This window comes from Streptomyces sp. NPDC002276, assembly GCF_053891435.1.
Genome location: NZ_JBSFCQ010000008.1, coordinates 126377 through 153096, shown reverse-complemented (window position 1 = coordinate 153096; position 26720 = coordinate 126377). Strand labels below are relative to the sequence as shown.

The following is a 26720-nucleotide window of genomic DNA, read 5'->3' as shown; positions in this document are numbered from 1 at the left end:
AGTGCTTGAGCCGGCCTACCTGACCTACGCCGCTGTCGAGGCGGACGCCTCGGAGATCTACAGCGTGGAGACCAGTCTGGTACCGGGGCTGCTGCAGACCCCCGAATACACCGAGGCGCTCTTCGACCTCCAGGCACCCGATGCCGCCCGGGAGATGATCGCGGCGCAGCTCGATGTCCGACGGGAACGCAAGAACCTGCTGGCCGGAGAGAATCCGCTGCAACTCTGGGTGATCATCGCCGAGAGCGCCCTGCGTCACCAGGTCGGCGGCACGGACGTCATGAGCGGCCAGCTCAAGTCCCTGATCGCCGACAGCCGGGAGCGGAACATCGAGCTTCAGATCCTGCCGAGCGAAGACCCCATGAACGTCTGTCTGTACGGGCCGTTCAACATCATGAGCTTCCCCACCTCGACGGAAACTGACGTCGTGTACACAGAGTCACCGACCAGCAGCCTCTACTACGAGGACGTGACGGACGTGGAGACCTACACGACGCTGTTTCGTCGTCTCAACGTGGCCGCAGCAAACGTCAGCAAGTCCAGGGTGCTCATCCAGAACGCCCTTCACGAAATGGAACAGGGTCGATGAAGCCAGGCACTCAACAAGGGTGAGTGCGTCGAGGCCACCGCTCTACCTGGCGGTGGCCGGGCTCTTCGTGACAGCAAGGACCCGGCGGGGCCGATAGTGAGGCTCTCGAACTCGGGGTTCGCCGCGTTCATCGCGGGCGCCGGTGCCGGTGAGTTCGACCGGGTGTAACTACCAGGCCAAGCAAGCCGTACGCGAGCGGGTATGGCGCCGACTCGTACGGGAAGATCCCCGGGTGCTACGGCTCGGAGGCGACGGCGGAACAACTCGCGGGTCTGGACGAGTGGCGCGAGGCGACGACCATCAAGGCCAACCTCGGCGGCCCAGGTCGCTCTTCTCATGGGTTGGTCTGGGAGGACCTGACACCGGAGAAGATCGTCGTGGCCGCCTTGGCGCCTCCTGGGGCGGGCGCCTCTCCGTACGTAGAGAGGGTGTGTTTCGAAAGTGTGTCACTTTCGGCGAAAAGTGACACACTTTTCCGAGGCGGGTCCCCTCCGGCCCGCCTCAGCTCGCCCGCCAGTACCCCAGCGCGTGCACCCGCTCCCGCCGTACGCCCAAATCCTTGCGGACGTACGACGACAGCGCCCGGGTCGTCGTCGTGTCGCAGGTGATCCAGACGTAGGGGTCCGGGGTGGTCTTCAGGAGGTCGGGGAGTTCCGTGCGGATCCGCTCGGTCAGTCGGCCTCTGGGGAGTGCGCGGATCTCGTGGTGGTCCGGGTCGGTGCGGAGGGGGAGGCCGTTGGGCTCGCCCTCGAACCAGATCGTCGCCGGGATCGTTGAACCCACCGCGCCCAGAAGGGAGTTGACGGCGGGGACGGATGCCGGGTCGGCGGCGACGAAGAGGTGGGAGGGGGCCGGGGCGGGGGCCTCGAAGCCCGTGCCCTGGACCGTCGCCTCGATCGTGTCGCCGGGCTCGGCCGCCCGTGCCCAGTCGCTCGCGCGGCCCTCGTGCAGGGCGAATTCGAGGCCGAACGTGCCGGCCGCCGGGTCGGGGTCGACCAGGGTGTACGCCCGCTGATGCGGCTTGCCCGCGTTGTCGAACCAGAGCCGGACCCACATCGTGGGGTGGACGCCGGTCTCCGCGAGCATGCCGCCGTCGGTGAGGTGGAGGCGGCGATAGTGCGGGGTGACGTCCTCGGCCCTCGTCACGGTGAACTCGAAGTCCTTGGCGCGCAGCAGCCGGAGAACCGCGCCCTCCCATCCGCGCCCCTGTGCCATCGTCTCTTCACCCTTCGCGTACGCTTTCCCCACCAATTACTTAGGCAAGGCTAACCTAAATAACAGCCTCGGAACAGGGAAGCAGAGGGTTCACAGGGTGACGACCCAGATCCACCGCGATGCCGGGATCTACCGGGATGCCTGGGGAATCCCCCACCTCCGCGCCGACAGCGCCGACGAACTCGCCCACGCCCAGGGCCGCGTCACCGCCCACGACCGCGCCTGGCAGCTGGAGACCGAACGGCATCGCGCGCAGGGCGCCTCGGCCGCCTTCCTCGGCATCGACGCCCTGCCCTGGGACCTCTTCGCCCGCCGCGCCCGCCTCGACGACACCGCGAGACGCTGCTTCGCCGCCCTGGAGCGGCGGGACCCGGAGACCGCGCGCTGGGTGCGGTCGTACGTCGACGGTGTCAACGAGGGTCTGGGGGAGGGGACTTCGGCTCCCGAGTTCGGCAACGCAGGCCCCGCGCCCGGGCGTTGGGAGCCCTGGACGCCGCTCGCGGTCTGGCTCGTCACGCACATCCTGTTCGCCGGGTTCCCGGCCAAGCTGTGGCGCGAGGAGGCGATACGGCATCTCGGGCCGGACGCCGTCGGCCTGTTCGCCACGGACGGGCCCGGTACTTCCGGCAGCAACGGCTGGCTGGTGAGCGGCGCACGGACCACGACCGGCCTGCCCGTCCTCGCTGGCGACCCGCACCGCTTCATCGAGGACCCCGGCGTCTACCAGCAAGTCCACCTCTCCTGCCCGGAGTTCGACGTCGTGGGCCTCGCCGTGCCCGGCGTCCCCGGTATCGCCCACTTCGGCCACACCGGCACGGTCGCCTGGGCCATCACCAACGCGATGGCCGACTACCAGGACCTCTACCGCGAGCGCCTGCGCCGCACCGGCGCCGGTGTCGAAGCCCTTGGCCCCGACGGGAGTTGGCGGCGCGCGACCCGGCACACGGAGACCGTCGAGGTGGCGGGCGAGGCACCCGTCGAGGTCGAGGTCATCGAGACCGAACGCGGGCCGGTCGTCATCGGCGGGCCCGAGGGCCTCGACGGCGGAGTCACCGCACCGCCCGGCACCCCACCCCTCGCCATCAGCCTCCGCCACCCGCCCCGCGTCACCGAGGACCTCGGCTTCACCACCCTGCTCCCCCTCCTCCGCGCCCGCCAAGTGGCCGACGTGGACCGGGCGTTCGACGACTGGGCCGAGCCCGTCAACGTCGTCCAGGCCGCCGACACCGACGGTGGACTGCTGCACCGGGTGGCCGGAAAGGTTCCGCTCCGCGCCGAGGCCAACCGCACCCGACTGGTCCCCGCCTGGGAACCCGGCCACGAATGGCACGGCTGGCACCAGCCGCCCCGCGCCGAACCACCCGCCGACGCCGACGGCATCGCGGTCATGGCCAACCAGCGCGGCCCGGCCACCCCGCTCGGCGTCGAATTCGCCCCGCCCCACCGCGCCGACCGCATCGCCGCGCTCCTCGCCGAGCGCGCGCACTGGTCCGCCGCGGACATGCCGGCGATCCACATGGACACCCAACTGGGCTCCGTCACACCCCTGTTGGACCACCTGGCCGCTCTCACCGACCTCACCCCCGAGGCCGCCGCACTCCGCGACCGGCTGCTGACCTGGGACCGCCGCATGGACGCCGACAGCACGGACGCCGCTGCCTACGCGGCCGTGCGCGGCGCGGTCGTACGACGGCTCGCGGCCCACCCGGCGTTCGCCGCGCTGGCCGAGCCGCCCGCCTACCCGGAGGTGTTCCAACCGTGGCTCGCGCTGCTCCCACGCGTGGGCTTCGCGCTCGAACACCTGCTGCGGGCAAGGGAGTTGTACGGCATCGACCGGCCGGAGACCGTACGGGCGGCCGTCGAGGAAGTCGCCGCCGCACCTCTCGGCACCTGGGGCGACACCCACCGCCTGACCCCCTGGCGGGCACTCGCCGACACCCCAACTCCCGGTCCGGGCCTGTCCGGTGACCACGACTGCGTGCTGTGCACCTCCTCCGTACCCGGGTTCACCGACCTGAGCGCGCGCGGTCCGGCGGCCCGTTTCGTGTGGGACCTGGCCCGGCGGGAGGACAGCCTGTGGGTGGTGCCGCTGGGCGCGTCGGGCCTGCCCGGCTCACCGCATCACCACGACCAACTCCCCTTGTGGCTCAAGGGAGATCTGGTCCCCGTGATCACCGACTTCAGCGGCCTCCAACCCGAGCCCCCTATTCGCCGCCCGGTCCACGAACAGCACGTCGACGGCTTCGGCACCGTCCGTGTCCTGCCCCTGGACCCCGAGGCCGACGCCGGGACGATCCACCGCTGGGTCAGTGAGGAACGGGCCGCGTTCTGGGGCATGAACGGCCTCACCCGGGCCCAAGTCGCCGAGATCTACGCCCACATGGAGACCCTCGACACCCACCACGCCCACCTGGTGCTCAGGGACGACGAACCGGTCGCCCTCCTCCAGACCTACGAGCCCGCGGCCGACCGCGTCGGCGACTGCTACGCCGTAGCACCCGGGGACATCGGCATCCACCTCCTCCTCGCCCACGCCGGACCGGACGGCGCCCGCCCCGGCTGGTCGGCGGCGCTGATGGGTGTCCTCGCCGGGTACGTCCTGCTCGGTCTGGACCGGCGCCGGATCGTGGTCGACCCGGACGTGCGCAACGAGAAGGCGGTCGCGCGCTTCCTGCGCCAGGGCTTCGTGGCGGGCCCGCGGGTGGTGCTCCCGGAGATCGACATTCCGGACGTGTACTTGCCCGAAAAGCACGCCCAACTGGCGTTTCTCCCTCGTGAGGTGGCCTTCCCGTAGCCTGCCGGGGTGACCGGAGTGACCCCAGAAGACCTCGTCGCCCACTACGACCTGGAGCCGATCCCCCGCGAGGGCGGCTTGTTCCGCCAGACCTGGGCGGGCCCGGAACGGTCCGACGGCCGCCCCGAGGGCACCGCGATAGTCGCTCTCCTCGCGGCCCCGGACTTCTCCGCGCTGCACCGGCTGCCCAGCGACGAGGTCTGGCACTTCTACCTCGGCGACCCGCTCGAACTCCTGCTCCTCGCCCTCGACGGCACCTCCCGCACGGCGGTCCTAGGCCCGGACATCGCGCACGGCCAGCACGTCCAGTTCACCGTGCCGGCCGGTACCTGGATGGGGGCGCGGGCGCTCGGCGCGTGGACGTTCTTCGGCTGCACGATGGCACCCGGTTTCACCTACGACGGCTACGAGCACGGCGACACGGCCGAGTTGACCGCCCGCTACCCGGCCGAGGCCGCCCGAATCGCCGGGCTGTGCCGCCCGTGAGCGGCCCGCTGAACGGCCTGCTGAACGGCCTGCTGGCCGGACAGGTCGCCCTGGTCACGGGCGCGGGCGGCGGCATCGGCCGGGGCATCGCCCTGCGGTTCGCCGAGGAGGGTGCGTCGGCGGTCGTGGTCCACTGTCGTACGGCGGTCGGGGCGGCGGGTGAAGTGGCGGCCCGGGTACGGGAGTCGGGCGCCCGGTCCGTCGTACTGCAAGCGGATCTGACCGACGAGGACGACTGCCGGGCGCTGGTCCGCGAGGCGGCGGAGTTCGGCGGCGGGCGGTTGACGGCGCTGGTCAACAACGCGGGCGTACAGCCGACGCAACCGTTGGACGGGATGACGGCGGCGGAGTGGCGGGCGGTCGTCGACACGAACCTGATGAGCGTGTTCGCGTGTACGCAGGCGGCGGCCGAGGTGATGAGGGAACGCGGTGGTGGCACGGTCACACACATCGCGTCCATCGAGGCGAGCGCCCCGGCGCCGCTGCACGCGCACTACTCCGCGTCCAAGGCGGCCGTGGTGATGCACGCGCGGTCGGCGGCCCTGGAGTACGGCCCGTACGGCATCCGCGTCAACACGGTCTCGCCCGGCCTGATCGACCGGGAGGGACTGGGGGAGGCCTGGCCGGAAGGGGTGCGGAGATGGCGGGCGGCGGCGCCGACGGGACGACTGGGCCGCCCGGAGGACGTGGGCGACGCCTGCGTGTTCCTGGCCTCCCCCCTCGCCTCCTGGATCACCGGGCACGACCTGGTCGTGGACGGCGGAGTCTCGGCCCGGCCCGCATGGTGAGCGAAGGGAACGGTTCTTCCGTACATAACCCGAGGCCTGCAAGTCCGAAGACGGAGATATGACGTGCGCCGACGACGGAATGAGGGACAGCGTTTTGGACGCGACGGAGGAGACGGAGGAGACGGAGGCACCGGAGCCGGCCGGCGGCGAGGAGTTCAAGGGCTGGTGCTGCTGGGCACCATGCTGGTCCTGCTCCTCCTCGGCAGCGCGGGCACCGCGTCCGCGCACGCCGCCCTCGAATCCACCGACCCCGCCGACGGAAGCGTCCTCAAGTCGGCCCCCCGCAGCCTCACCCTCACCTTCTCCGAGTCCGTCGCCCTCCTCGACGACTCCTTCCGCGTCTACGACCCCGACAACCGGCGGGTGAAGACGAGTTCCGCGCACCACGCGAAGGACGCCGGTGACACGGCGAGCGTCACCCTCCCGGCCAAGCTCGGCACCGGCACCTTCACGGTCGCCTGGCGCGTGGTCTCGGCCGACAGCCACCCCGTCTCGGGCGCCTTCACCTTCTCCATCGGCAAACCCTCCGCCACCACCACCCCGATCAGCACGGCCCCGAACGAGGAGCCGCTGACGGCCAGCCTGTACGACACGGCCCGCTACTTCGCGTACATAGCCGCCGCCCTCCTCATCGGCACGGCCACGTTCCTGGCCCTGTGCCGCCCCCCGAACCCCACGGTCCTCAACAAGCCGATCCTGATGGGTTGGTGGACCCTCCTGGCATCAACCCTGGCCCTCCTGATCCTCCGCGCCCCCTACGAGGCGGGCACGGGCCTGGCCACGGCGTTCGAACCTTCCGCTCTCCCCAAGACCTTGCTGACCCGCCCGGGCCAGGCCCTGGCGGCCCGCCTGCTCCTCCTAGCCGCGACGGCGGCTTTTCTCCTACGACTCCGGGGCCGGGACCGATTCGGACGGGTGACCCTCGGGACGGGCACCGCCCTGGCCGTCGCTCTGGCCCTGACGTGGGCATCGGCGGAGCACGCGTCCGCAGGCATCCAGGTACCGGTGGCGATGACCTCGGCGGTCCTGCACCTGCTCTCGATGTCGGTCTGGCTGGGCGGCCTGACAGCCCTCCTCACCGTCCTCTACCGCTCACCCGACCTCGACGCGGCCCCGGTCGCCCGCTTCTCCCGCCTCGCCTTCATCTCGGTCACCGTCCTGGTCGTCACCGGCGTCTACCAGTCCTGGCGCGGCCTCGGCTCCTGGAACGCCCTGACCGGAACGTCGTACGGCCGCATCCTGCTCGTGAAACTCGGCGCGGTGGTCCTGCTGCTCGCGGCGGCGGCCTGGTCACGCCAGTGGACGGCCCGGCTGGCGGGAGTGGAAGTGCCGCTCCAGGTACCGGAGTTGGTGAAGACCGGGGCGGAGGAGCCGTCCTCTTCCACCGGCCGGGGTGAAGGTACGGGCCTCCCGGACCCCGGTGCCGGTGACGGTTCCCCGGACGGCTACCGCCGCGGGCTGCGCCGCTCGGTCCTGCTCGAAGTCGCCGTCGGCGTCACCGTGTTGGTGATCACCACCCTGCTGACCAACACACTGCCGGGCAGGGCAGCGGCGGAGGCACAGCAGACGGCGACCCCGGCCGGCATCCCCGCGGCCTCCGTCACCATGGTCCCCTTCCGCGTCGGCAACGCCGGCGGCAAGGTACAGATCACCCTCGACCCCGGCCGCGTCGGCCTGAACTCGGTCGAAGCGGTCGTCTACGGCCCCGACGGCGGCTTCGCCACGGTCCCCGAACTCCGCCTCTCCTTCACCCTCCCCGCCCAGAAGATCGGCCCCCTCGACGCCAACATCAAGGACGAGGGCGGCTATTGGGGCACCAACTCCCTCAACATCCCCATCGCCGGCACCTGGACGATGAAGGTGACGGTCAGGACATCGGACATCGACCAGGTGAGCGTGGAACGGCAGGTGCGGATCGTGCGGTAGGCGCTGCGCGCGCCGCGACATGCGGCGGTTGGCGCAGCGTGCCTGTGGAGTCCAGCGGCACAGGCCCACGGAGGCGCTCCCGATCAGGCGCTCCATATCGCGCGCGGCGCCGCCGAGATCGCCGTGGAGACGAGGTCGGCTCGCATGAGCCGGGAACTCAGGACTCTCCAGCGGGCGATGGCGCCCTGGCAGGATGCTCCGGTCGGTCGGGACCTGGCCGAGGTCGTGGCGTCCGTGACGGAGGGGAACTGACGTGACAGAGCTGCCGGTGCCGCTGGCCGAGGACGAGATCGAGGCCGCGCTGCGGGACGTACCGGGGTGGCGTCGTGAGGGCGACGAGATCACGCGCACGTATGGGATTCGCTATCACGGTGGTGTCGCGATGATCGTGCACGTGGCCGACGTCGAGCGGCTCATCAGCCACCACGCGGACATCGATCTGCGGTGGGGAACGATCCGGTTCGCGATCACCACCCACGACGCCGGCCACAAGCTGACGGACGCGGACTTCGATCTGGCGAGACGTATCGACGGCATCGCTCGCGCGCACGGAGCGGAGCCGTTGGACGCCCCGACCACGGCCTGAGGAACTACTGGCCGAGCAGTCCGTGTCGCTCCGCCCACCCCGATATCGCCCCGGCGATCACCTCCGGCTGGTCCTCCGGTGTGTGGTGGCCCGCCACCGTGTCGGAGTGTTCGATCTCCAGGGCCGTGATGTTCGCGGCGCACCAGGCGACGATGTCCGAGGTCATCATCGTCCCCGCCCCGGGGGTGAACGTCAGCAGCAGTTTGGGTACGTCCGGGCTGGACGTCAGCCAGTGGTCGTATGCCTCGATTCTGGTCACGACGTCGGCGGGTTCGCCGTCCAGTGGCATCGAGCGGGCCCAGCGCAGGAGGGGGCGGCGGCTTTCGCGGGTCGGGTACGGGGCTCGGTAGGCGGCGAGGTCGGCCGCACCGAGTGGGGTTGCGGTGGAGGCGGGCAGGGCCTGTTCAATGAAGGCGTTCTTGTCGAGGATCATGGCCTCGCCGATGTCGGCCGCCTTGATCGAGCGGAACAGCTCCCTGCCCCCTTCGGGGAACTCCTCCCAGGTCATCGGCTTGACGATGGTCTCCGTGAACGCGATGCCCCGCACCCGGTCCGGATGGCGCGTGGCCCAGTCGAAGGCCAGGGCGCCGCCCCAGTCGTGCCCCACCAGCACCGCGTCCCGCAGCCCGAGCGCGTCGAACCAGGCGTCCAGATAGCGGGCCTGGTCGGCGAAGTCGTAGGAGATGGGCGGCTTGCCCGACTCGCCCATGCCGATGAGGTCGGGGGCCAGGAGGCGCCCGGACGGCATACGCGGCAGGACGTTTCGCCACAGGTGCGACGACGTCGGGTTGCCGTGCAGGAAGACGATCGGTGTTCCGGTCCCCGACTCCCGGTGGGTCATGGTCGAGTCGATGACGTGAGTCACATGAGAGGCGGTCATCGGAAGGCCGCCGCGTTGCGCTCCGCCCAGGCCGCGAACGTACCGGGCGCCCGCCCCAGCACCCGTTCCATGTCCGGGTTCACCCGCTGCTCCTCCTCGGTCGGTGTGCCCAGGATGCTCAGCGTGCCCTCGACCAGGGGGAGTGGCATGAAGCTCGCCATCAGTTCGTACGCCTCCGCGCGGGACTGCTCCTTGAAGGTCACCGGCTCGCCCAGTGCCGTCGCTATCGCCGCCGCCCGCGCGCGGGGTGTCGTGGGAGCCGGACCGGTCAGGGTGTAGGTCGCGCCCGTGTGCGCGTCCTCGCGCAGGACGGTCGCGGCGACCTCGGCCACGTCGTCGGGGTCCGCGAACGGCAGGCCCACGTCACCGAAGGGTGCCGCCGCCGCGCGCCGGGAACGGATCGACTCGGTCCAGGCGAACGCGTTGCTGTTCAGGCCGCCCGGCCGCAGGATCGTCCAGTCGAGCCCCGACTCCCGTACGGCCGCCTCGAATTGACGCGGTTGTGCGTATGCCTCCGGTCGGGTTCCCGCCCCTTGCGAGGAGACCAGCACCACCTTGCGGACACCGGCCCCCTTCGCCGTGTCCAGGATGTCGTACGGCCGCTCGCCCGCCATCAGCAGGAACAGCGCCTCCGCGCCCGCTAACGCGCCCCTCAGGGTCTCCGGTTCGGCCAGGTCGGCGGTCATCGTCCCCGGTCCGTCGATGTTCCGGGCCACCGCCGTCACCGGGACCCCGTCCTCCGTGAGGATCCGCACCAGCGCCCGCCCTACGTTCCCGGTCGCACCCGTCACCACGATCATGTCGATACCCCCGTCGCCGTATGTATATGCGTGTGAGTTAGTTGGCTGACTAACTCCGTCGGGAATGACGCTAGCACGATCGACCCGCCCGTTGTCTATAGTTAGTCAGATGACTGACTCAAAGGATTCCCGGCCCGCCCCGCCCCCTGCCATGGGCAAGCGGCAGCGGCTGACCACCGCCACCGCCCGGGTCCTGCACGAGCAGGGCGTGGAGCGCACGACCATCGCCGACATCGCGCGCGCCGCCGACGTCCCGACGGGCAACGTCTACTACTACTTCAAGACCAAGGACGAGCTGATCGAGGCGGCCCTCTCCGAGCACACCGGCAACCTCGCGACCCTGACCGCACAGCTCGACCAGCTCCCCGACCCGCGCGAACGCCTCAAGGCCCTCATCGGCGGCTGGGTCGGCCAGAAGGACATGGCCGCCCGCCACGGCTGCCCCATGGGCACCCTCGCCGTAGAGCTGGACAAGCGGTACGAGGACGGTCTCGATCTCGCCGCGGGGCGGGTCATACGGCTGCTGGTGGACTGGGTGGAGGAGCAGTACCGGCAGCTCGGCGCGGCCGACCCCGAGGGGCTCGCGCTCACCCTCGTCGCCGCCTACCAGGGCATGTCGTTGCTCTCCAACGCCCTGCGCGACCCGGAGATCATGACCCGTGAAGGGGCCCGGCTCATACGGGAGTTGGACACCCTGTCCCCCGCCTGAGGGACGTCTACCGCTGTCCCCGGAACCGCTGCGCGACCTCGCTGTTCTCGGTCTCCCACCAGGGGCGGACGAGTTCCGGCCCCTCGTCCGATGCCGCCGCTTCCGTGGGCGCGACCCGCTCCAGTTCCGTGTCCAGCCGCCGGTCCAGCGCCACCGTCTCGGCGCGTTCCGTCCGGGCCCACTGCACCAGGATCGCCAGCAGGAAGGGGATCGCGACCAGTTCCGCGATGCCGACCATCGCGCCGCCGCCGAGCTGCTGGTCGTGCTGGACGTCCGGCGCCCAGGACGGGGCGTGGGCGAGGTACCAGGACCCGGCGATCAGCGTGCCGTGGGTCATCACCACGATGCCCGGCACCGCGTCGATGATCCCGTCGACGAACACCAGCGCCGCCCGCACCGGATGCGTACACCAGGCGGGCAGCGCCTCCTCACGGGTGAGCACCGGGAGGACGAACAGGCTCCCGGCGAGCAGCAGTTGGAGATACATGAGCTGGTGCAGCCAGCCGTTGGCCAACGCCGTTTCGAAGTACGGCGTGAAGTAGATCGTCAGTTCCGTCGTCAGGACGAGGGCCGTGCTGACGAGGGGGAACGTGAGCAGCCGCAGCACGCGGCCGGTCAGGGCTCCCTGCGCCCGCGCCGCCGCGCGTTCCGGCAGGGCGCGCAGCGCCAGCCGCAGCGGATCGCCGAGGGCCAGGCCGAGCGGGGCGATCAGGTCGAGGAGGACGTTCTGGACGGCGGCCGGCCAGAACAGGACCCGGTCGTAGGCGGCGAGCGCGGACATCGTGGCGACCACGATCGTGCCGAGCCCGAACAGCGCGAACGCGGCGGTCCGCGCCACCGGCCAGCTCTCCCCGCGGCGCCGCAGCCGCAGGACGCCCCAGCCGTACAGGCCGCCGAGGAGTACGACGACGAGCAGCGCGGGGACGTCCGCCTGCCAGGAGGAGAACAGCCGTCCCGCGGTGAGCTGTGGCGGGTTCTCCATCGCGATCTACCTCCACCCACGCCTGCCGGACCTGCCGCAGCACTCTATGCCGCCGAGCGCCGCGGTCAGGACCCGCCCCCGTGGTCCGCCGGACCTACATCGACTGGCGCATGATCCAGTCCCGGATGCCGGGGATCGTGTACGCGACCTGCCAGGTCGCCATGTGCGCACTGGTCGTCGATCCGGTCGGTACAACCGTGCCGGCCTCGAACGCCGCGAAGTTCACCGGCGTCCGCTGGGCCTTCATGCCGCGCACGTCCGCCGCGAACTCGGCCGGGGTGGACTGCCCGTCCCACAGCGCGGTGCTGACCTGCGTGCCCTGCTCCTGGATGACCGCGGTGATGGCCTGCTCGCCGGGGTAGGCCTTGGTGTCGTCGGCGGAGACCAGGATCCACAGGTCCTTCTTCGCCAGCGGCGCGGCCTGCGCCTCCGGCCATTGCCCGGCGACGATGAACGCCGCCGCGAACAGGTCCGGGTACTTGATGTTCAGGCCGAGCGACATCATCGCGCCCATCGACTGACCGGTCGTGTAGCGGCGCTTGCGGTCGATGCTGTACTGCCGCGTCACCGACTCGACCAGGTTGGCGGTGGCGTCGAAGAGGGTCGACGGCAGGTAGTCGTCGTCGATCACGACCGAGCCGTACTCGGGAGCCAGGACGAAGGCCTCGTGCCGGGCCTGGTCCTCCGGGCTCGCCCAGCACACCGCGCCCAGCCCCTGCACCAACGGACCCTCGGTCGCGACGTTGACCACACTCGCGTCGTGCATGAACAGCACCAGCGGGTAGCGCTTGCGCGGGTTGTAGTCCTTGGGCACGAACAGGTTGTAGTTCAGGGTCTGACCGGTCGCAGGGTCGGCGAAGGTGAACTGCTGGAAGTCGTCGACGATCAGGTTCTTCACGGCGTCGGTGGTCAGCGCCGTGCTGCTCGCGGGGTACTGCGTGCCGTGGGCCGTGGTCACCGCGCCGGCCTGTGTGAGCGTGGCCTTCGCGGCGACGATCGTTCCGCCGGGGGTGGTGTCGCCGACCTTCGGGCCGCCCGCACCGACCCCGCCGCCGGAGTCACCGGTGCCTGTACCGGTTCCGGTTCCGCCGGTGGGCGGGGTCCCGCCGCCGCCCTGCTGGGTCACCCACAGGGCCGCCGCCGTGTCGTCCGGGGACAGCTCGACGATGACGTAGCGGCCGTAGCGCGCCCGCTCGGCGAGGTCGGCGGAACGGTTCGTGTAGACCTTGGTCACGGTGCGGTCGGTGACCGTGAACGTCGACGTGGACAGCGTCCGCGCGTCGATCTCTCTGTCGTACTCGACCGCCACCGCGACGAGCTTCTGCCCGGCGCCGAAGACCTGGGTGATGGCGGTGAGACTCTTCACATGGTCTCCGGCCGCACCGTCCGAACCGGCCGCATCGGCGGTACCGGCGGTACCGGCGGTACTGGCGGTGCCGGTCGCGGCCGTCGTCCCGCTCGCCTCCCGCGCCGAGCTGGGGGACGCGCCGGCGAACACCACCAGGGCCCCCGCCGTCGCGGTCGCGGTACCGGCCATGAACCTACGCCTGTCCATGAAGGTGTGCTCCTTCGATCGAGGTTGTCAGGGCTGCCGGGCGCCACTGTCCTGCCTCAATCTGTGAAGCGAAAGGCGAAATAAGAAGCGTTTTCACAGGGGACGCAGAAGTTCCCTGGTCGTGCCGGTGAATTCGCTTCGCGCAACCTTAGCTGGCGGGAGTTATCGCGCCGCGATTATTGCGCCGAAACTATTGACCCACATTCGCCCGATTCGACGGCGGCGGAAATTCGGCGACGAAAACAGGCCGTATTCAGAGCGAACTCAGAGGGACTGGTCCATGACCCACTCCCGGATGCCGGGAATCGTGTAGGCGATGTGCCAGGTGGCCATGTGCGCACTGGTCGTCGAGCCCTTGGGTACGACCGTGCCGGTCTTGAACGAGGCGTAGTTGACCGGCGCTTTCCGCGCCTTCATGCTCCGCACGTCGGCGGCGAACTGGGCGCCCGTGGACCGCCCGTCCCATACCGCGGTCGCTACGGCCGTGCCCTGCTCCTTGATGACCTTGGTGATGGCGTTCTCGCCGGAGTACGACTTGTCGTCGTCCTGCGAGACGACGATCCAGAGTTTCTTTTTCGCCAACGGCTTCGCCTGTGCCTCCGGCCACTGTCCGGCGACGACGAAAGACGCCCCGAACAGTTCCGGATACTTGATGTTCAGGCCCAGCGTCATCATCGCGCCCATCGACTGCCCGGTGGCGTAGAGCCGTTTCTTGTCGAGGCTGTACTTCTTCGTGAGCGCCTGCACGAGATGCGCGGTGGTGTCGAAGAGCGGCGACGGTTCGTAGGTGTCGTCGATCACGACGGAGTCGTACTCGGGGGCGAGCACGAAGGCCTCGTGCCGGGCCTGGTCCTCCGGGCTCGCCCAGCACACCGCGCCCAGCCCCTGCACGAGGGGACCCTGCGTCGCCACGTTCACCACGCTCGCGTCGTGCATGAACAGCACCAGCGGGTAGCGCTTGTGCGGGTCGTAGCCCTTGGGTACGAACAGGTTGTACTTCAGGGTCTTCTTCGTCACCGGGTCGGTGAAGGCGAACTGCCGGAAGTCGTCCACGATCAGGTTCTCACCGCGCTCGTGGTCACCTTCGTGGCGCTCGCGGGGTAGCGGGTGCCGGAGGCCGTGGTCACGGTGCCGGTCTGGGTGACGGTCGCCTTCGCGGCGACGATGGTCCCGCCCGGCGTGCTGTCCCCGACCTTCGGACCGCCTCCGCCGGGGGCCGCGCTGACCGTACCCATGGGTGAGGAACCGGTCGGTGAGGAACTGGAGGCCGTCCCGGACCCCTGCCGCGTCACCCACAGCGCCGCCGCCTCGTCGTCCGGCGACAGCTCGACGATGACGTAACGCCCGTCCCTGCCCCGCTCGGCGAGGTCGGCGGACCGGTTCGCGTAGACCTTCGTGACGGTCCGGCCGCTGACCCTGAACGTCGACGTCGACAGGGCCGAACCGGTGATGTCGGCGTCGTACTCGACCGCCACCGCGATGAGTTTCTGCCCGTCGCCGTAGACCTTGGTGATCGCGGTGGCGCCCCGGACGTGACCGTCGGCCGGAGCCGTAGCGCTCATGGCCTCGCCCTCGGCCCGCGCCGTGCACCCGGCCGTACCGCCGAGCACGGCCAGGGCGCCGACGGCACCGGACCCCACGATGAACCTGCGCCTGTCCACCACGACGGACTCCTTCGGTGAGCTGCGTTCCGCTCCCACCTCAACCTGGCCCGGGGCGCCCCGCAACGGGAGATCAGCCGCTGATCAGGAACCCCGCGCACCGCTCGCCGATCATCATGGTCGGCGCGTGCGTGTTGCCCGCGTCGGGCCCGCCCCCCCCGATCAGGCACGTCCCCACCTGGTGGTGACAACTGGCCAGGTTCCGCTTCACATACGCGGCGATCTCGTCGTCCGTCACCACCCCCGGCCCGGGCGCGACCTCCCGCGCCACCGCTCCCCTCACCGCTACGACGGTGGTGCCGCCATGACAGTCGTGCCGCTACGACGGTGCGCGTAGCGCGTCCACCGGTTCCATGTGGGCGGCGCGTAGTGACGGGTAGAGGCCCGCGAGGAGTCCGACGAGGGCGCCGGCTAGTGGGGCGCCGAGCGCGAGGCGGAGGTCGAGGACCGGTGTCCACTCCTTGAACACGGCGACGCACACCACGACCGCGATGCCCAGCGCCGCGCCCACAACTCCCCCCAGCAGACCGATGGTTGTCGACTCCAGTAGGAACTGCCCGGCCACCTGCCGTCGGGACGCGCCGAGCGAGCGGCGCAGCCCGATCTCGCCGACGCGTTCCATCACCGTCACCAGCGTCACATTGGCGATGCCGATCGCGCCGACGACGAGGGAGACCAGCCCGAGGACGAGGAACAGGCTGTTGGTGTCGTTCTGGACCCCGGCCCGTGCCTTGGACAGGTCGGGCGGTGCCTCGACGGAGAGCGAGTCCTGGTGCCCGGGCGCCAGCGCGATCGGGGCCTGCCGTGCCACCTGCTTGGCCGCGCCCAGCGCGGTGTCGACCAGCACGCGGGTGATGTCCGTCAGTCCGATCCGGTCGGCCGCGGTGGTGGGCGGCACCAACACGGCGGTGGACAGCCGCTGTTCGCGCCTGATCCCGCCGAGAATGCCGATCACGGTGTACGACTGCCCCTTGAAGAAGACCGCCGGCGCGTCCTCCACCCGCTTGATGCCGAGCAGCTTCGCCGCCTGGTCGCCGAGCACCACCACGTGGTCGTGCCGGGCGATGTCCCCGGAGTCGTAGAACCGTCCCGCCGTCATCGCCCCGTGCACGGCGGCCGGCAGCCCCGCCGAGGCGGCGAGCACGGCGAGGGTCTGGCCGGACATGTCGCCGGGCGCGGTCACGTCGTTGGACCGCACCAGCACGCTGTCCGTCGCGTCCGAGTCCGCGAGCGCCGCCACCGCGACCACACCCGCCAGCCGCCGTACGGCATCGGTCCCCGACCACGGCACCAGCGGCCCGGCGTCCTCCTCCCCGGGCAGCGGCGCCGGGACCGTCACGGTCACCGAAGTCGCGGTGAGGGCGTCAAACCGGCCGACGATCTGGTTGCCCGCGGTGGACGCCACCCCGATGGTGATGACGAGCGTGGTGATGCCGAGGACCGTGCCGAGCGTGGTGAGCGCGGACCGCACAGGACGGGCGAGGACCCCCGCGAGGGCCTCCGTCCAGAGGTCCCGCGGGTCCATCCAGGGCCGTTCGACCAGCCCTTTTCTTCCTTTCCATGCTCTTCTCCCTGTCACCGGTCCTCCGTCGTGAGGCGCCCGTCGGTGATGCGGACCCGGCGGCCCGCCCGCCGGCTGACCGCGTCGTCGTGGGTGATCACGACCAGGGTCATCCCCTGGGCGCACAGGTCGTCGAAGAGCTCCAGCACGGAGAGCGTGTTCTCGGTGTCCAGGTTCCCGGTCGGTTCGTCGCAGAGCAGCAGCGCCGGGTCGCTGAGCAACGCCCGTGCGATGGCGACCCGTTGGCGTTCACCGCCGGACAGCCGGTCGGGCCGGAAACCCACCCGGTGCCCCAACCCCACCTGTTCCAGGGCCTGATGGGCCCGGGCCAGCCGCCCGCCGCGCCCACGTCCGGCCCGCGGCCTGCGGTAGGTCTCGGCCAGCATGACGTTCTCGTCGACCGTCCGGTACGGCAGCAGGTGGAAGGACTGGAACACGAACCCGATCCGGCTCCCGCGCAACGAGGTCCGCTCCAGGTCCCCGAGCCCGGTGGTCTCCACCCCGTCCAGCAGATACGACCCCGCCGTGGGCCGGTCCAGTAGCCCGAGCGTGTTGAGCAGCGTCGACTTCCCGGAACCGGACGGCCCGACGATGGCCAGGTGTTCACCGCGCCGCACGGTCAAGTGCACGTCACGCAGGGCGTGCACAGGCGGCTCGGAGGCGAACGTCCGCTCCACACCGGTGAGTTGGATGACGGTGTCGACCATGCTCTCCACCACGGTGTCGGTCACTCGCCCACCACCACCCGCTCGCCCGCCGTCAACGTGCCCCCGGCGGGCTTGACTTCGACGATCCCGGCGGCGGAGAGCCCGACCGTGACATGGACGTCGGTCACGGTGTCGCCGTGGGCGACCTGGACCCGGGCCCGCCCGTCGGACGAGGTGTGGATCGCGGCCATCGGCACGGTCAGCACCTTGCCGTCCGAGGCGCCGACCTTGATGGTCACCTTCACGGCGGCCCCGGCCTCACTGGTGAGCGGCCCGGGCTCCGGGACGGTGATCCGCACCTGGACGGCGGCCGTGGAGTCGGAGGAGCCGGAGGAGTCGGCGGAGCCGGAAGAGTCGGTGGAGTCGCTCTCGCCGGTGGTGGAGGGGTCGGTGCCGGAGGAGTCCGCGCCCGACGACGAGTCGGAACCGGAGCCGGAGCCGGAGCCGGAGCCGGAGCCGGAGCCGGAACCTGAACCGTCCGCCACGACGTCCACCGTGCCGGTCGCCGACTTGCCGTCCGCCGTGGTCAGTTGGGCGGTCATCCCGTGCCGCAGGAGTTGTGCGTCCGTGCCGGGGACGGCCGCCTGCACCACCACGTCGGAACTGGTCACCGTGCCGATCTGGCCGGACGGGGTGTCGCCCGTCTTCACGCTCACCTTGTCCAGCCGCGCGGGCAGCTTCGGCAGGAAGACGACCTCGCCGGCCGGGACCTTCGTACCGTAGGAGGCCTTGAAACCGCTGAGCGCGTCGTTCGCCAGATCCAGCGCCTTCTGGGCCGACTTGACCTGGATCTCGTGGACCTGCTGATCGGTGCCGGACTGCGGGCTCGGGGAGGCGGACGAACCGCTCTCGCTCGAACTGCCCCCTGTGGAAGCGCTGTTGGTGGTGAGAAGCGCCTCCTGCGCGGCGGAGACGGCCTGTTCGAGCGAGCCGAGCTGCTGCTGGTCGGAGGGGCTCGGCTCCTGGGCGTCGTACCCCTTGCTCTTGTACCAGGCGGCGACGGCGCTCGCGGTGCCCTGCCCGTACGTCCCGCTGATCGAGCCGGGGTCGAACCCGAGCCGCCGCAAGGCTTTCTGAAGCTGTGTCACATCGTCGCCCGAACTGCCGGGCCCCATAGCTCGGTACATCGGCACGGAACCGCCGAGCGCGAACACCGGACGGCCGTTGACCGTCATCAGGACGTCGCCCTCCTTGATCTTCGTACCGGCGACCGGGGCCTTGGTGACCCGCTGCTCGGCGCCGTCGCTGCCGTCGGCCCCCGAGGACGCGCCGCTGCCGACCGGCCCGGCCAGCGAGAGCGGGCGCGGCGAGGCGAACTCGACGGACCCGGTCGCGACCACACTCGCGGTGAGTGACTGCCGTACGACCGCGACCGTCACCGGCCCGGCCTTCGGCGCCCGGTGCGCGGCGGCGGCGTCCGCGGGCGACTGCACCTGCGTACCGGCGAACCACCCGCCCGCCCCGACCAGCACCACGGCCCCCACGACGACCCCAAGTCGCCTACGGCCACTGCCGATCCGGCTCGTACCCTCTCCCTCCGGGCGGCTCATCCGTCCTCCCCGTAGTACGGCTTGGCCTTCTCCTTGGGGAAGTACGCGGCGCGGAACTTCTTGCCGCAGTCCAGGTCCTTCAGGGCGATGTCGATGTCCTTGTTGAGGAGGGGCAGCGCGGTGTCCCTGCTCATCGACATGAAGTTCTCCGGCAGCTTCTTGGAGATGTCGATGCGGACCATGTCGACCATGCCGGTCGGCTGGGTGGTGGAGACGGGGATGCCCTGTCCGCTCAGGCAGGCCGCGAACTGCTGGGCGAGCTGCACGAGTTGGGCGTCTCCGTTGAGCGCGAGGCCGTTGGCGTGGTTCGCGTCGTTGCGGGCCTTCTCCGCCTTCTTCTCGGCCGCGGCGCTGAGTGCGGGTCCGTGCGCCGCGACCCGCCCGGTCTCCGAGCAGCCGCCGGGCTTCTCCTCGGCCTTGCTCTTGGCCTGGGGACCGTTCAGCGCGATGTCGTACGCCTTCTTCTGGGCCTCGGTCAGCCCGTCCTCGTCGTGGTCCACGGGCGAGGTCCGCTTGGTCGTCGCGGCTTTGCTGAAGGGGACGTTGGGGTCGTTCGGGTAGACGGCTCCGGCGTAGTACCCGAAGCCGTACTTCTGCCGGAACTGCTTGGCCCGCGCGTAGTCCTCCCCGTCGACCGCCGCGAGCGGATCGGCCGCCGTCGAACTGCGCGCGTACGGGGTGTAGGTGAAGCCCTGCTTCTTCATGCAGACCGCGATGGCGTTCTCTTCGATGTACTGCTGCTTGGTCGCCTCGTCCACGCCGTCGGGGACGGTGAGTTGTACGGCCCCGTTGGCCGCGGTCGTGGTGCCGGATCCGCCGGAACCGCCCGAACTCCCGCTAGACGCGCTCGACTTGGAGCTTTCGCCGCCACCGCAGGCGGCGAGCAGCGGCAGCAGGCCGAGGGCCAGTGCGGTGATCAGGGGGCCGCGTATACCGGGCGTTTTGCCGGGCGTTGTGCCAGGCATCATGCCGGGCGTACCGAATTTGGGCATGCTCATGCCATCCTCGTTGTCAGGGTTGGTCAAGATGTGTGTCGTAGGTGCGTCAGCTCAGCCGCCGGTCTCCTTGACGGCGTCGAAGATGCGCGGATCGGTGGCCACTTGGAGCAGTGGCGTGTCCGTCCAGGGACGGCTGCGGCTCCCGCTGCCCGCGGCCTCGTCCAGCGAGCCCGCGATCACCTGCACCGTCCATCCGCCCGAGGTCAGATAACTGACGCCGGTCGCCGAGGAGTTCTCGTTACGGGCGCTGCTCGGCTTGGGCAGTCCCATGTCGGACACGTAGTAGAGCAGCACGTTGCCCGACCCGTGCCTGATCAGGCTGCACTTGTCGATCAGGCCGTTCCACGGAGAGTCGAGCACGCGGCCGTTTCTGTTCCGGCAGGCCTGGGTCGGGTGGGCGTACGACGGGTCCACGGCGGTCCGGCTGACGCTCACGTAGAGGTCGGCCCTGCTCCCGTCGGCGGCGGTCACCCGGAAGTACCGCCCGGGGCGCAGGGGTTGGCGCGGATTCCCGACCGCGAGCTCCGCGCCGTAGCGAGCGGGCAGGATCGACCGCAGCAGCTCAAGCGACGGATACCAGACCGTCGGTTCCGCCGCGGGCAGCGTCGGCGCGCTCTGCGTGCGGGGCGCGAGCAGCGCGTGCCCGCCGAGCGCGAGCACCCCCGCCATGACGGCGGCGCTCACGGCCGCCCCGGCCCGTCGCCGCCGACGCAGCCGCGTGCCGCGTACGACCGCGCCCGGCACGAGGTCCGGCATGGGCGGCTCCGGACCCGATCCCAACTCCCCGAACGCTTCGACCAGTTCGGACTCGGACTCGGAGTTGGACTTGGACTCGTAGGCGTAGGTGTAGGTGTGCTTGTCCGCGTACTGGTCACCGTCCTTCCCGCCCATGCTCACCACTCCGCCCGCAGATAGTCGGTGCCGGTGTCTGTAGTAGTCCCGGTCCCGGTCCCGGTCCCGGTGCCGGTGCCGGTGCCGGTGCCGGTTCCGGTCCCCGTAATCCCGGTCCCGGGGTCCTTGCCGGAATCGGCGAGGATGCGCCGCAGCGTGTCCAGCCCCCGGGAGGTCTGGCTCTTCACCGTGCCGACGCTGCACCCCAGTGCCGCCGCGGTGGCCTCCACGCTCTGGTCCTCCCAGAACCGCAGCACCAGCACCGCCCGTCCGCGCGGCGGCAATTGACGCAGGGCGTCCAGCAGCGTCAGCCGCAGATCCGTATCCGAGACCGGGGCCACCACGTCCTCCTGGAACGCCCCCGTCCCCGTCCGCTCCCACCAGCGGCGTCGCCGGGTCTCGTCGATGAAGGTCCGGTACAGCACCCGCCGGGCGTAGCCGTCCGGCGACTCCAACTGCCGTACCCGACGCCACACCGCGTACAGTTTCGCCAACGCCGTCTGCGTGAGGTCCTCGGCCAAGTGCCAGTCCCCGCACAGGAGATGGGCCGAACGCCGCAGATGCGCCTGCCGGCTGCGCGCGAAGTCGTCGAAGTCCAGCCCGTTTTCGACGACACCACCGGCATCGGAGACGTCCTGCCCGACCGGCGTCCGGATCACAGGTCACCTCCGCCCGGCACCGGCTGGGCGCGCGGTGAGAAGTACTTCATGCTTACCGAACGGGTATACAGGAACGGGAGGTTGTCACCTCCCGGGAAAATTCTTCAACGGGGTGGTGGCAGTGGTGGAGCGTTCACCGAGTGGGGTCGCGTTGCCGGCAGAGGTGCGGTACGGATTGACCAGGTGGCAACGGACGGTGCCGGTCCTGCCGTCGGTCGTCATCACAACGTTCCTCTTCATCAACGTCGGGACCCGCATGCCACGCCCCGGTGGACTGCTCGGCCTGGCGACTTTCTGGTTCTTCCTGCTGGTGCTGACGGCCCTGTTCCCGGCCCGCTTCGGCACCACCCTCACCCCGTCGGCGGCGGTGATCCACAGCTGGCGCCGCCGTACGATCCCTTGGGCCGACATCCGAGGCATCCAGACCGAATCGACCCGCGGCACCAAGACGATCGTCCTCTACGAGGCGAACGGCCGCGTCACCCGCCTACGGGCACCCAGCACCGGATTCCTCGCCCCGGACCGCCACTTCGAGGAGAAGTTCCACGTCATAGGAGACTGGTGGCTGACCCACCGGGGCCCCGACTGGAGCCCGGTCTCGGCCCCGTCGGCCCTGAACCCGTTCGCCCCTCCCGTCTGACCGCCGTCGGCAGGGCCCCGACATGCTGGTGAGCATCACCCGCCGTGCGGGCGGGCCGTGCGGATGAGGGTCTCGGCTTCGGAGGAACGGCCGGCCAGTCGACCGGCGGTGCGTATCTGTTCGTCGGTCATACCCCGCCGCACCAGCTGGATCGCCTCATGGAGCCCGTCCTCGCCCCCGCCCCGATCCCCGCCTTCGTCCCCGCCCCCGTCCTCGCCCCTGTCGCTCTTGCCGAGCACCGCCAGGAACCACCGCACGGCCTGGACCGGTTCCGGCGCCGTTCCCAGGCCGTCGCGGTACCGGCACCCGGCGGCGAACATCGAACCCGCGTGACCCCGCTCGGCGGCATACACGTACCAGCTCAGCGCCTCCGCGTCCTCATCGATGGAGGCGAGCCTGTCACCGAGCACGGCGGCGGCCTGGGTCACGCCCCCGGCGACGGCCTGGCGCAGCAGCCGCAGGCACTGGTCGTGGTCCCTGGCCCGGACATCGCCCGTGATGTGCATGCCCGCCAGGTTGAAGGCGGCGTACGGGTCGCCGGCCTTCGCGGCCGCGGTGAAGAGGTCCTCGGCCCGACGGTCGTCCGGCTCGACTCCGCGGCCGGTGCGGTACATCAGACCCAGGGTGCGCTGGGCCGCCGGATGCCCGGCGCGTGCGGCGGCGGTCGCGTAGGCCAGCACCATCGGCAGCGCGGACTCGTGGAAGAAGTCGAGCATCACACCGGCCAGCAGGGCCATCGCGTCGACGTCCCCTTCATCGGCCTGGGCCTTGAGGGGCGGGACCGCCGTGACGACCAGGTTCGCCGATTTCAGACTCCCCGCATTGGAGCCGGCGACCCAGGCCGCGACAGCCGTCTTCCAGTCCCCTTCCGCGGCGGCCCGCCGACCTCGCTCGACGGACTCTGCGGCGAAGTCGTTCGCTGAAGTGGCGGGCGCATCGTTCATGGGGGGACATCCTGCCGTACGGCCCGCTACGCCGACCTGCGTAAACGGCTTCAGATCCGCAGGTCACCGCGGCAGCAGCGGCCGTAGAAGGCAGTAGAGGCCGTGGTCGGTGGAAGCGATCCCTGGTTCACGCGCGGTGGAAGACGTCGAGCGGGCCGTACGCGGTCGGCTTGCTGTTGGCCAGCTCGGGGTGGTTGCCGACGCGGTTCCGGAGGATGCCGATGGTGTCGGGCCACACGGTGAAGTGGGCTCCGTCGCCCGTGAGGGTGCGGTCCCAGTCCTGGGAAGCCGATACGCCGGTCCGGTCGATGACGAAACCGCGGCACTCGGCCGTGTCCTGGGCGAGCGTGCGCATCAGTGCTGCCACGGTCTCCTCGCGGTCGGGGGCGGGGACGTCGGTGAGGCGCAGTGTGACGCTGTGCGTCGTCTCGTCCGTGCGCCGCACGATGCCGGGCAGGGACTGGTCGTAGCCCTTCCAGCAGGTGAACTCGGTTTTCGAGTAGCGGTCGTCGGCCAGGGCGGCGGCGAGGGCCGTGCCGTCACCCATGAGGGGCTCGCGGTTCCCGGTCGGCGTCTCGCGGAATCCGAAGAGGGTGTTCGTCAGGGGGTGTACGGCGGAGAGCCCCGCGTTCTCCAGACGGGCGAGGAACTGACGGGCGCTCGTGCCGGTCAGTTTCGGCACGTACCAGGTGAAGAAGCCGACGGGCTGGAGAACGGACTGGGGAGAGGCCGCTGCGGGGGCGCTGTCCGGGAACTCCTCCTGGAAGATGTGCCTCGCCCGTTCGTCGGACACGGCGGGGACGGTGTAGCCGTTGGCCCGGATGTGCTCCAGGAACTCCTGCGGCAGGGCGACGTGGTGACGGCGCACGTAGTGCACGAGATCGACCGGCCAGATCCAACTGCCGTCGGTCAACAGGGACTCGGAGCCCGCGATCCACTCGTCGCCGTCGAGGGCGTCGCGCCGAGCGCCCATCGTGGTGTATATCTCCCGAGCCGATTCCAGGTAGCCGAGGACGCGGTCCTCGTCCCAGGGCCCGCTGCCGCGCACGTCATCGCGCACGTCATTGCGCAGGGACGGCGCATCGCCCGCGGCGGCATCCGGGCCGCCGACCTCCCGGTAGAAGCCCGCTCGCTTGGTCATCTTCACTCCCGTGGGCCTGCCGTCAGTGGGCCATGGGCAGGTAGGTGCGCCAGTAGCCATTGTTGCCGATGGTGGGGGGTCTGGTTGAGCACGAGGTCGGGGGACGTGCCCACTTTGCTCGTGGGCGCGGTCACGGGCATGCCCAGCTCGTTGGCGACGGACGGACTGGGCGAGGGGCAGCTCGGGAGGTCTCGCGTCGGCGCCGGAGTAGCAGGAGATGAGGCGTACCGGTTCGCCTTGGTAGTTGGGATTGCTGCGGATGGCATCCGCGATTGACGTCCGCGATTGGCGTCCGCGATGTGGTTGGGATGCACTTCGAAGTCCGTCGTACGTCGTCCGTCGTTCGGCAGGGTCTTTCCGCGGCATTCACGCGACCGAGTACGAACACTCCCGCGTCCGTGCGATGCACGACCACGTCGTGTACGTCGGGGATCCGGGCGACCACCCGTTGCTGGTTGTTGAGGGTGCGCTCGTCGTAGTCCACCGTGGTGGTGGTCCTGCCGAAGTAGACCGGGTCGCCCGGAGACGAGCGAGACGAGTTCGTAGTCGCCCGCCTTGTCGCCCGCCTTCACTGGCGCTACGGGGATCTTCGAGTCCGGGGCCTGGATCAGCTTCCAGGTACGGGACTTGCCCATCTCGTCGAGGGCCGCGCTGTTCAGCCGGAAACCGTTGAACAGGCTCTCCATGCCGCCGTTCTAGGCGACGATCCGGGCCGTCCTCCCGCCCGCTCCGAAGGCGCCGCGCCGCCGAACTCCACGCCGTAGAGGGCGGAGTCGCTCACCTCGTCGAGGCTGAGGCCCTTGCCCTCGTCGGTGGCGATCTCGGTGGAGACGGTCACGCCGAGGGTGGCGGACAGTTCAAGGGTCGAGGCGGTGGCGGCGGCCGCGGCGCCCTCGGAGATGCCGAAGGTGAAGACGGCGAGGGCGGTGCCGGCGACGATGGTGGCGCCGACGATCTCCAGCTCGTGTTCCAGATGCTTGACGGCCTTGTGGACGACGTCGACGTCGGCGTACTGGTCGAGGGCCTTGGCCATGTCGCGGGCGCCGTCGATCATGTCCTGGAGCCAGCCGTGGCCGTCGTAGTGGTAGCGGCGCCAGAAGGGGTCGTCGAAGGCGGATATCGCCTCACCCTTGTTGTGCTCGATGATGCCGCGGGCCGACTGACTTGTTGGCGGCGGCCGTCACTGTCCCCAGTGTCTCCAGGTCGTCGGCGAAGTCCCGCCACGCCTTCGCCGCGTCCCGCAGACCGTCCTCGTCGGCATCCGGCCACCACGTGCCGGTCATGTCCTGGACGATCTCCTTGACCTTGTCACTCGCGCTCACCGCGCGGTTCCGTCGCCGTCGTGCGGAGCGGGCTGGATCTTGCGGACGAACACATCGAGCGGACGAGTTCCTCGTTGTCGATGTGCCCGTCCGCCATGTCGGTCATGGCCGGCTCGACGCCGGCCAGGCCGAGCGCCAGGATCCCGGCGGCTTCCTCCATTTTCTCCACGTGCGGGTCGTACCGCTCGTGGAACTTCCGGCCCTGCTCGTCACCACCCCACGGCGAACCGGCTGCCGCCAGGCCGGTCTTGAGCTTGTTCAGCGCCTTGTTCAGCGCCTTGGCCAGGTCGGAACTGTGCGTGTGGAAATGCGGGGCTGTCGCCCTCAGGTCGGTGATCTTGATGTCGATATCTTGCCGTTGCTTGTGTCGCCGGTGTCGCCTGTGACGTCGTCTGCTTCCCCTGAGTCGGCTGACTGACCCGTAGACGGTAGTTCACTGGGGGGCTTTGCTGCCGTGACTTCGATAGAGGGGAGGGAACGCTCGATCAAGTCGGGTCGGGGTGACGGGGGTTCGGGCCTCGGAGCCCGGAGCGCTGGGGGCACTTGCTGCGGACAAGCTGGTGAGGCATGGGCGGGGGATATGAGATGCGAACTCGTGAGGGGGTGCTCCCCCACACGCTTTCCAACTGGGGCGGCTGGTTGCAGATGTGGACGAGGCGAACACGACGTGCGTTGGTCCGGAGGGGCCATGGATCGCCCGGTGAGGTACTGCAATACGGGCTACGCCTGATCTGTGTTTGCGGGGTCACTCGGGCCGATTTCCCCCTCATGCGGCGGAGGCTCTTCCTGGGGTTGCGTGGCATTCATGATCGCCGCCGCCGCATCGGCTGTCAGCAGGTCGTTGACGAGGGATCCGAAGGCTGTGTCGCCAAGGAGAGCCCTCTGCCGACTGAGCCAGTAAAGGGAGACGCCGGGCGGGCTTCCGATCTCCAGTTGAAGCGTCAGCGCCCGTAGTGTGTAAGGCACGCCTTCTGAGGGGCGTTCCTGCTCGGTACGGAGCAGCCCTAACTGACCGTAGCTGCTGGCGATGCCGGCGCGGTCGCCCAGTTCCTCGTCGATGGTGAGGGCGGCGCGGTAGCGTTCGTCGGCCTGCTGGTAGTCCCCCCGCTCCTGCGCGATGATGCCGAGTTGGTGGTAGCTGCTGGCGATGCCGGCGCGGTCGCCCAGCTCCTCCTCGATGGTGAGGGAGGCGCGGTAGCGTTCTTCGGCCTGCTGGTAGTCCCCCCGCAGCTCTGCGATCATGCCGAGTTGGTGGTAGCTGCTGGCGATGCCGGCGCGGTCGCCCAGCTCCTCCTCGATGGTGAGGGAGGCGCGGTAGCGTTCTTCGGCCTGCTGG

The 26720-nt window shown here is 70.2% G+C and carries 28 protein-coding genes and 1 pseudogene; 9 read left to right on the top strand and 20 right to left on the bottom strand.

The features are described 5' to 3' along the window. The coding region (locus ACWIHT_RS21720; protein ID WP_456169801.1) for a DUF5753 domain-containing protein at nucleotides 1–589 on the top strand (589 nt) is incomplete at its 5' end. A gap of 27 nt (nucleotides 590–616) precedes the next feature. Continuing rightward, nucleotides 617–757, top strand: a pseudogene (locus tag ACWIHT_RS21715) (DUF397 domain-containing protein); the annotation flags it as partial. Between the two features lie 333 nt (nucleotides 758–1090). Here the strand turns inward: ACWIHT_RS21715 and ACWIHT_RS21710 are convergent. Further along, entirely contained in the window at nucleotides 1091–1804 is a 714-nt protein-coding gene (locus tag ACWIHT_RS21710; RefSeq protein ID WP_456169800.1) for a siderophore-interacting protein, read from the bottom strand. A 97-nt stretch (nucleotides 1805–1901) separates the two neighbouring features. On the opposite strand from ACWIHT_RS21710, the gene ACWIHT_RS21705 reads away from it, so the two are divergent. The 5 genes from ACWIHT_RS21705 to ACWIHT_RS21685 all read left to right on the top strand — a co-directional run bounded on the left by ACWIHT_RS21705 (nucleotide 1902) and on the right by ACWIHT_RS21685 (nucleotide 8384). After that, on the top strand, nucleotides 1902–4598 hold the full coding sequence (locus ACWIHT_RS21705) for a GNAT family N-acetyltransferase (RefSeq protein WP_456169799.1): 2697 nt from the start codon (nucleotides 1902–1904) through the stop codon (nucleotides 4596–4598). 18 nt (nucleotides 4599–4616) lie between these two features. Then, entirely contained in the window at nucleotides 4617–5084 is a 468-nt protein-coding gene (locus tag ACWIHT_RS21700) for a cupin domain-containing protein (RefSeq protein WP_456170053.1), read from the top strand. After that, nucleotides 5072–5872, top strand: a complete 801-nt coding sequence (locus ACWIHT_RS21695) for an SDR family NAD(P)-dependent oxidoreductase (protein WP_456169798.1) — start codon at nucleotides 5072–5074, stop codon at nucleotides 5870–5872. Before ACWIHT_RS21700 ends, ACWIHT_RS21695 begins: the two co-directional genes overlap by 13 nt. 165 nt (nucleotides 5873–6037) lie before the next feature. After that, the gene (locus ACWIHT_RS21690) at nucleotides 6038–7798 is read left to right on the top strand and encodes a copper resistance CopC/CopD family protein (protein ID WP_456169797.1); all 1761 of its coding nucleotides are present in this window, start codon (nucleotides 6038–6040) and stop codon (nucleotides 7796–7798) included. A 253-nt stretch (nucleotides 7799–8051) separates the two neighbouring features. Continuing rightward, on the top strand, nucleotides 8052–8384 hold the full coding sequence (locus ACWIHT_RS21685; RefSeq protein ID WP_456169796.1) for a 4a-hydroxytetrahydrobiopterin dehydratase: 333 nt from the start codon (nucleotides 8052–8054) through the stop codon (nucleotides 8382–8384). Between the two features lie 4 nt (nucleotides 8385–8388). Here ACWIHT_RS21685 and ACWIHT_RS21680 read toward each other — a convergent pair whose 3' ends face one another. Both ACWIHT_RS21680 and ACWIHT_RS21675 read right to left on the bottom strand, forming a co-directional pair. After that, a complete protein-coding gene (locus ACWIHT_RS21680; RefSeq protein ID WP_456169795.1) occupies nucleotides 8389–9264 on the bottom strand; it encodes a haloalkane dehalogenase in 876 nt (291 codons plus the stop codon). Beyond that, entirely contained in the window at nucleotides 9261–10064 is an 804-nt protein-coding gene (locus ACWIHT_RS21675; protein ID WP_456169793.1) for an SDR family oxidoreductase, read from the bottom strand. The genes ACWIHT_RS21680 and ACWIHT_RS21675 overlap by 4 nt, the downstream gene beginning before the upstream one ends. A 109-nt stretch (nucleotides 10065–10173) precedes the next feature. Between ACWIHT_RS21675 and ACWIHT_RS21670 the strand changes: the two genes are divergently transcribed. Continuing rightward, a complete protein-coding gene (locus ACWIHT_RS21670) occupies nucleotides 10174–10773 on the top strand; it encodes a TetR/AcrR family transcriptional regulator (RefSeq protein ID WP_456169791.1) in 600 nt (199 codons plus the stop codon). 7 nt (nucleotides 10774–10780) lie between these two features. Here ACWIHT_RS21670 and ACWIHT_RS21665 read toward each other — a convergent pair whose 3' ends face one another. The 11 genes from ACWIHT_RS21665 to ACWIHT_RS21615 all read right to left on the bottom strand — a co-directional run bounded on the left by ACWIHT_RS21665 (nucleotide 10781) and on the right by ACWIHT_RS21615 (nucleotide 21337). Then, the gene (locus ACWIHT_RS21665; protein WP_456169790.1) at nucleotides 10781–11755 is read right to left on the bottom strand and encodes a cytochrome c oxidase assembly protein; all 975 of its coding nucleotides are present in this window, start codon (nucleotides 11753–11755) and stop codon (nucleotides 10781–10783) included. A gap of 94 nt (nucleotides 11756–11849) precedes the next feature. Then, nucleotides 11850–13310, bottom strand: coding sequence for an alpha/beta hydrolase-fold protein (locus tag ACWIHT_RS21660; protein ID WP_456169789.1), 1461 nt, complete (start codon nucleotides 13308–13310; stop codon nucleotides 11850–11852). Nucleotides 13311–13574: 264 nt separating this feature from the next. Then, nucleotides 13575–14363: a carboxylesterase family protein gene (locus ACWIHT_RS21655; protein WP_456169788.1), complete on the bottom strand. Its 789-nt coding sequence runs from the start codon at nucleotides 14361–14363 to the stop codon at nucleotides 13575–13577. Nucleotides 14364–14365: 2 nt separating this feature from the next. Further along, on the bottom strand, nucleotides 14366–14974 hold the full coding sequence (locus ACWIHT_RS21650; RefSeq protein ID WP_456169787.1) for a hypothetical protein: 609 nt from the start codon (nucleotides 14972–14974) through the stop codon (nucleotides 14366–14368). Nucleotides 14975–15044: 70 nt separating this feature from the next. Beyond that, nucleotides 15045–15254: a hypothetical protein gene (locus tag ACWIHT_RS21645; RefSeq protein ID WP_456169786.1), complete on the bottom strand. Its 210-nt coding sequence runs from the start codon at nucleotides 15252–15254 to the stop codon at nucleotides 15045–15047. 36 nt (nucleotides 15255–15290) lie between these two features. Beyond that, nucleotides 15291–16496 carry an ABC transporter permease gene (locus ACWIHT_RS21640; protein ID WP_456169784.1) on the bottom strand — a complete coding sequence of 402 codons (1206 nt, stop codon included), beginning with the start codon at nucleotides 16494–16496 and terminating at the stop codon, nucleotides 15291–15293. 50 nt (nucleotides 16497–16546) lie between these two features. Beyond that, nucleotides 16547–17239 carry an ABC transporter ATP-binding protein gene (locus tag ACWIHT_RS21635; protein ID WP_456170052.1) on the bottom strand — a complete coding sequence of 231 codons (693 nt, stop codon included), beginning with the start codon at nucleotides 17237–17239 and terminating at the stop codon, nucleotides 16547–16549. A 20-nt stretch (nucleotides 17240–17259) separates the two neighbouring features. Further along, nucleotides 17260–18789: a peptidoglycan-binding protein gene (locus ACWIHT_RS21630; protein ID WP_456169783.1), complete on the bottom strand. Its 1530-nt coding sequence runs from the start codon at nucleotides 18787–18789 to the stop codon at nucleotides 17260–17262. Continuing rightward, nucleotides 18786–19787 carry a hypothetical protein gene (locus tag ACWIHT_RS21625; RefSeq protein ID WP_456169782.1) on the bottom strand — a complete coding sequence of 334 codons (1002 nt, stop codon included), beginning with the start codon at nucleotides 19785–19787 and terminating at the stop codon, nucleotides 18786–18788. The genes ACWIHT_RS21630 and ACWIHT_RS21625 overlap by 4 nt, the downstream gene beginning before the upstream one ends. A gap of 51 nt (nucleotides 19788–19838) precedes the next feature. After that, complete coding sequence (locus tag ACWIHT_RS21620) at nucleotides 19839–20678, bottom strand: hypothetical protein (protein WP_456169781.1); 840 nt, start codon at nucleotides 20676–20678, stop codon at nucleotides 19839–19841. A gap of 2 nt (nucleotides 20679–20680) precedes the next feature. Continuing rightward, nucleotides 20681–21337 (bottom strand): SigE family RNA polymerase sigma factor, encoded by a 657-nt coding sequence (locus tag ACWIHT_RS21615; protein WP_456169780.1) that lies wholly within the window; start codon nucleotides 21335–21337, stop codon nucleotides 20681–20683. 175 nt (nucleotides 21338–21512) lie between these two features. Between ACWIHT_RS21615 and ACWIHT_RS21610 the strand changes: the two genes are divergently transcribed. Beyond that, a complete protein-coding gene (locus ACWIHT_RS21610) occupies nucleotides 21513–21977 on the top strand; it encodes a hypothetical protein (RefSeq protein ID WP_456169779.1) in 465 nt (154 codons plus the stop codon). Nucleotides 21978–22012: 35 nt separating this feature from the next. On the opposite strand, the gene ACWIHT_RS21605 is transcribed toward ACWIHT_RS21610, so the two are convergent. The 6 genes from ACWIHT_RS21605 to ACWIHT_RS21580 form a co-directional block, all read right to left on the bottom strand. Beyond that, on the bottom strand, nucleotides 22013–22921 hold the full coding sequence (locus ACWIHT_RS21605) for a tetratricopeptide repeat protein (protein ID WP_456169778.1): 909 nt from the start codon (nucleotides 22919–22921) through the stop codon (nucleotides 22013–22015). A 127-nt stretch (nucleotides 22922–23048) separates the two neighbouring features. After that, a complete protein-coding gene (locus ACWIHT_RS21600; protein ID WP_456169777.1) occupies nucleotides 23049–24062 on the bottom strand; it encodes a hypothetical protein in 1014 nt (337 codons plus the stop codon). A 655-nt stretch (nucleotides 24063–24717) separates the two neighbouring features. Further along, nucleotides 24718–25116, bottom strand: a complete 399-nt coding sequence (locus ACWIHT_RS21595) for a hypothetical protein (protein WP_456169775.1) — start codon at nucleotides 25114–25116, stop codon at nucleotides 24718–24720. A 70-nt stretch (nucleotides 25117–25186) separates the two neighbouring features. After that, nucleotides 25187–25384, bottom strand: coding sequence for a WXG100-like domain-containing protein (locus ACWIHT_RS21590; RefSeq protein WP_456169774.1), 198 nt, complete (start codon nucleotides 25382–25384; stop codon nucleotides 25187–25189). Beyond that, the gene (locus ACWIHT_RS21585; protein ID WP_456169772.1) at nucleotides 25371–25553 is read right to left on the bottom strand and encodes a hypothetical protein; all 183 of its coding nucleotides are present in this window, start codon (nucleotides 25551–25553) and stop codon (nucleotides 25371–25373) included. The genes ACWIHT_RS21590 and ACWIHT_RS21585 overlap by 14 nt, the downstream gene beginning before the upstream one ends. A gap of 551 nt (nucleotides 25554–26104) precedes the next feature. Continuing rightward, on the bottom strand, nucleotides 26105–26720 hold a 616-nt coding region (locus tag ACWIHT_RS21580; protein ID WP_456169771.1), incomplete at its 5' end, for a tetratricopeptide repeat protein.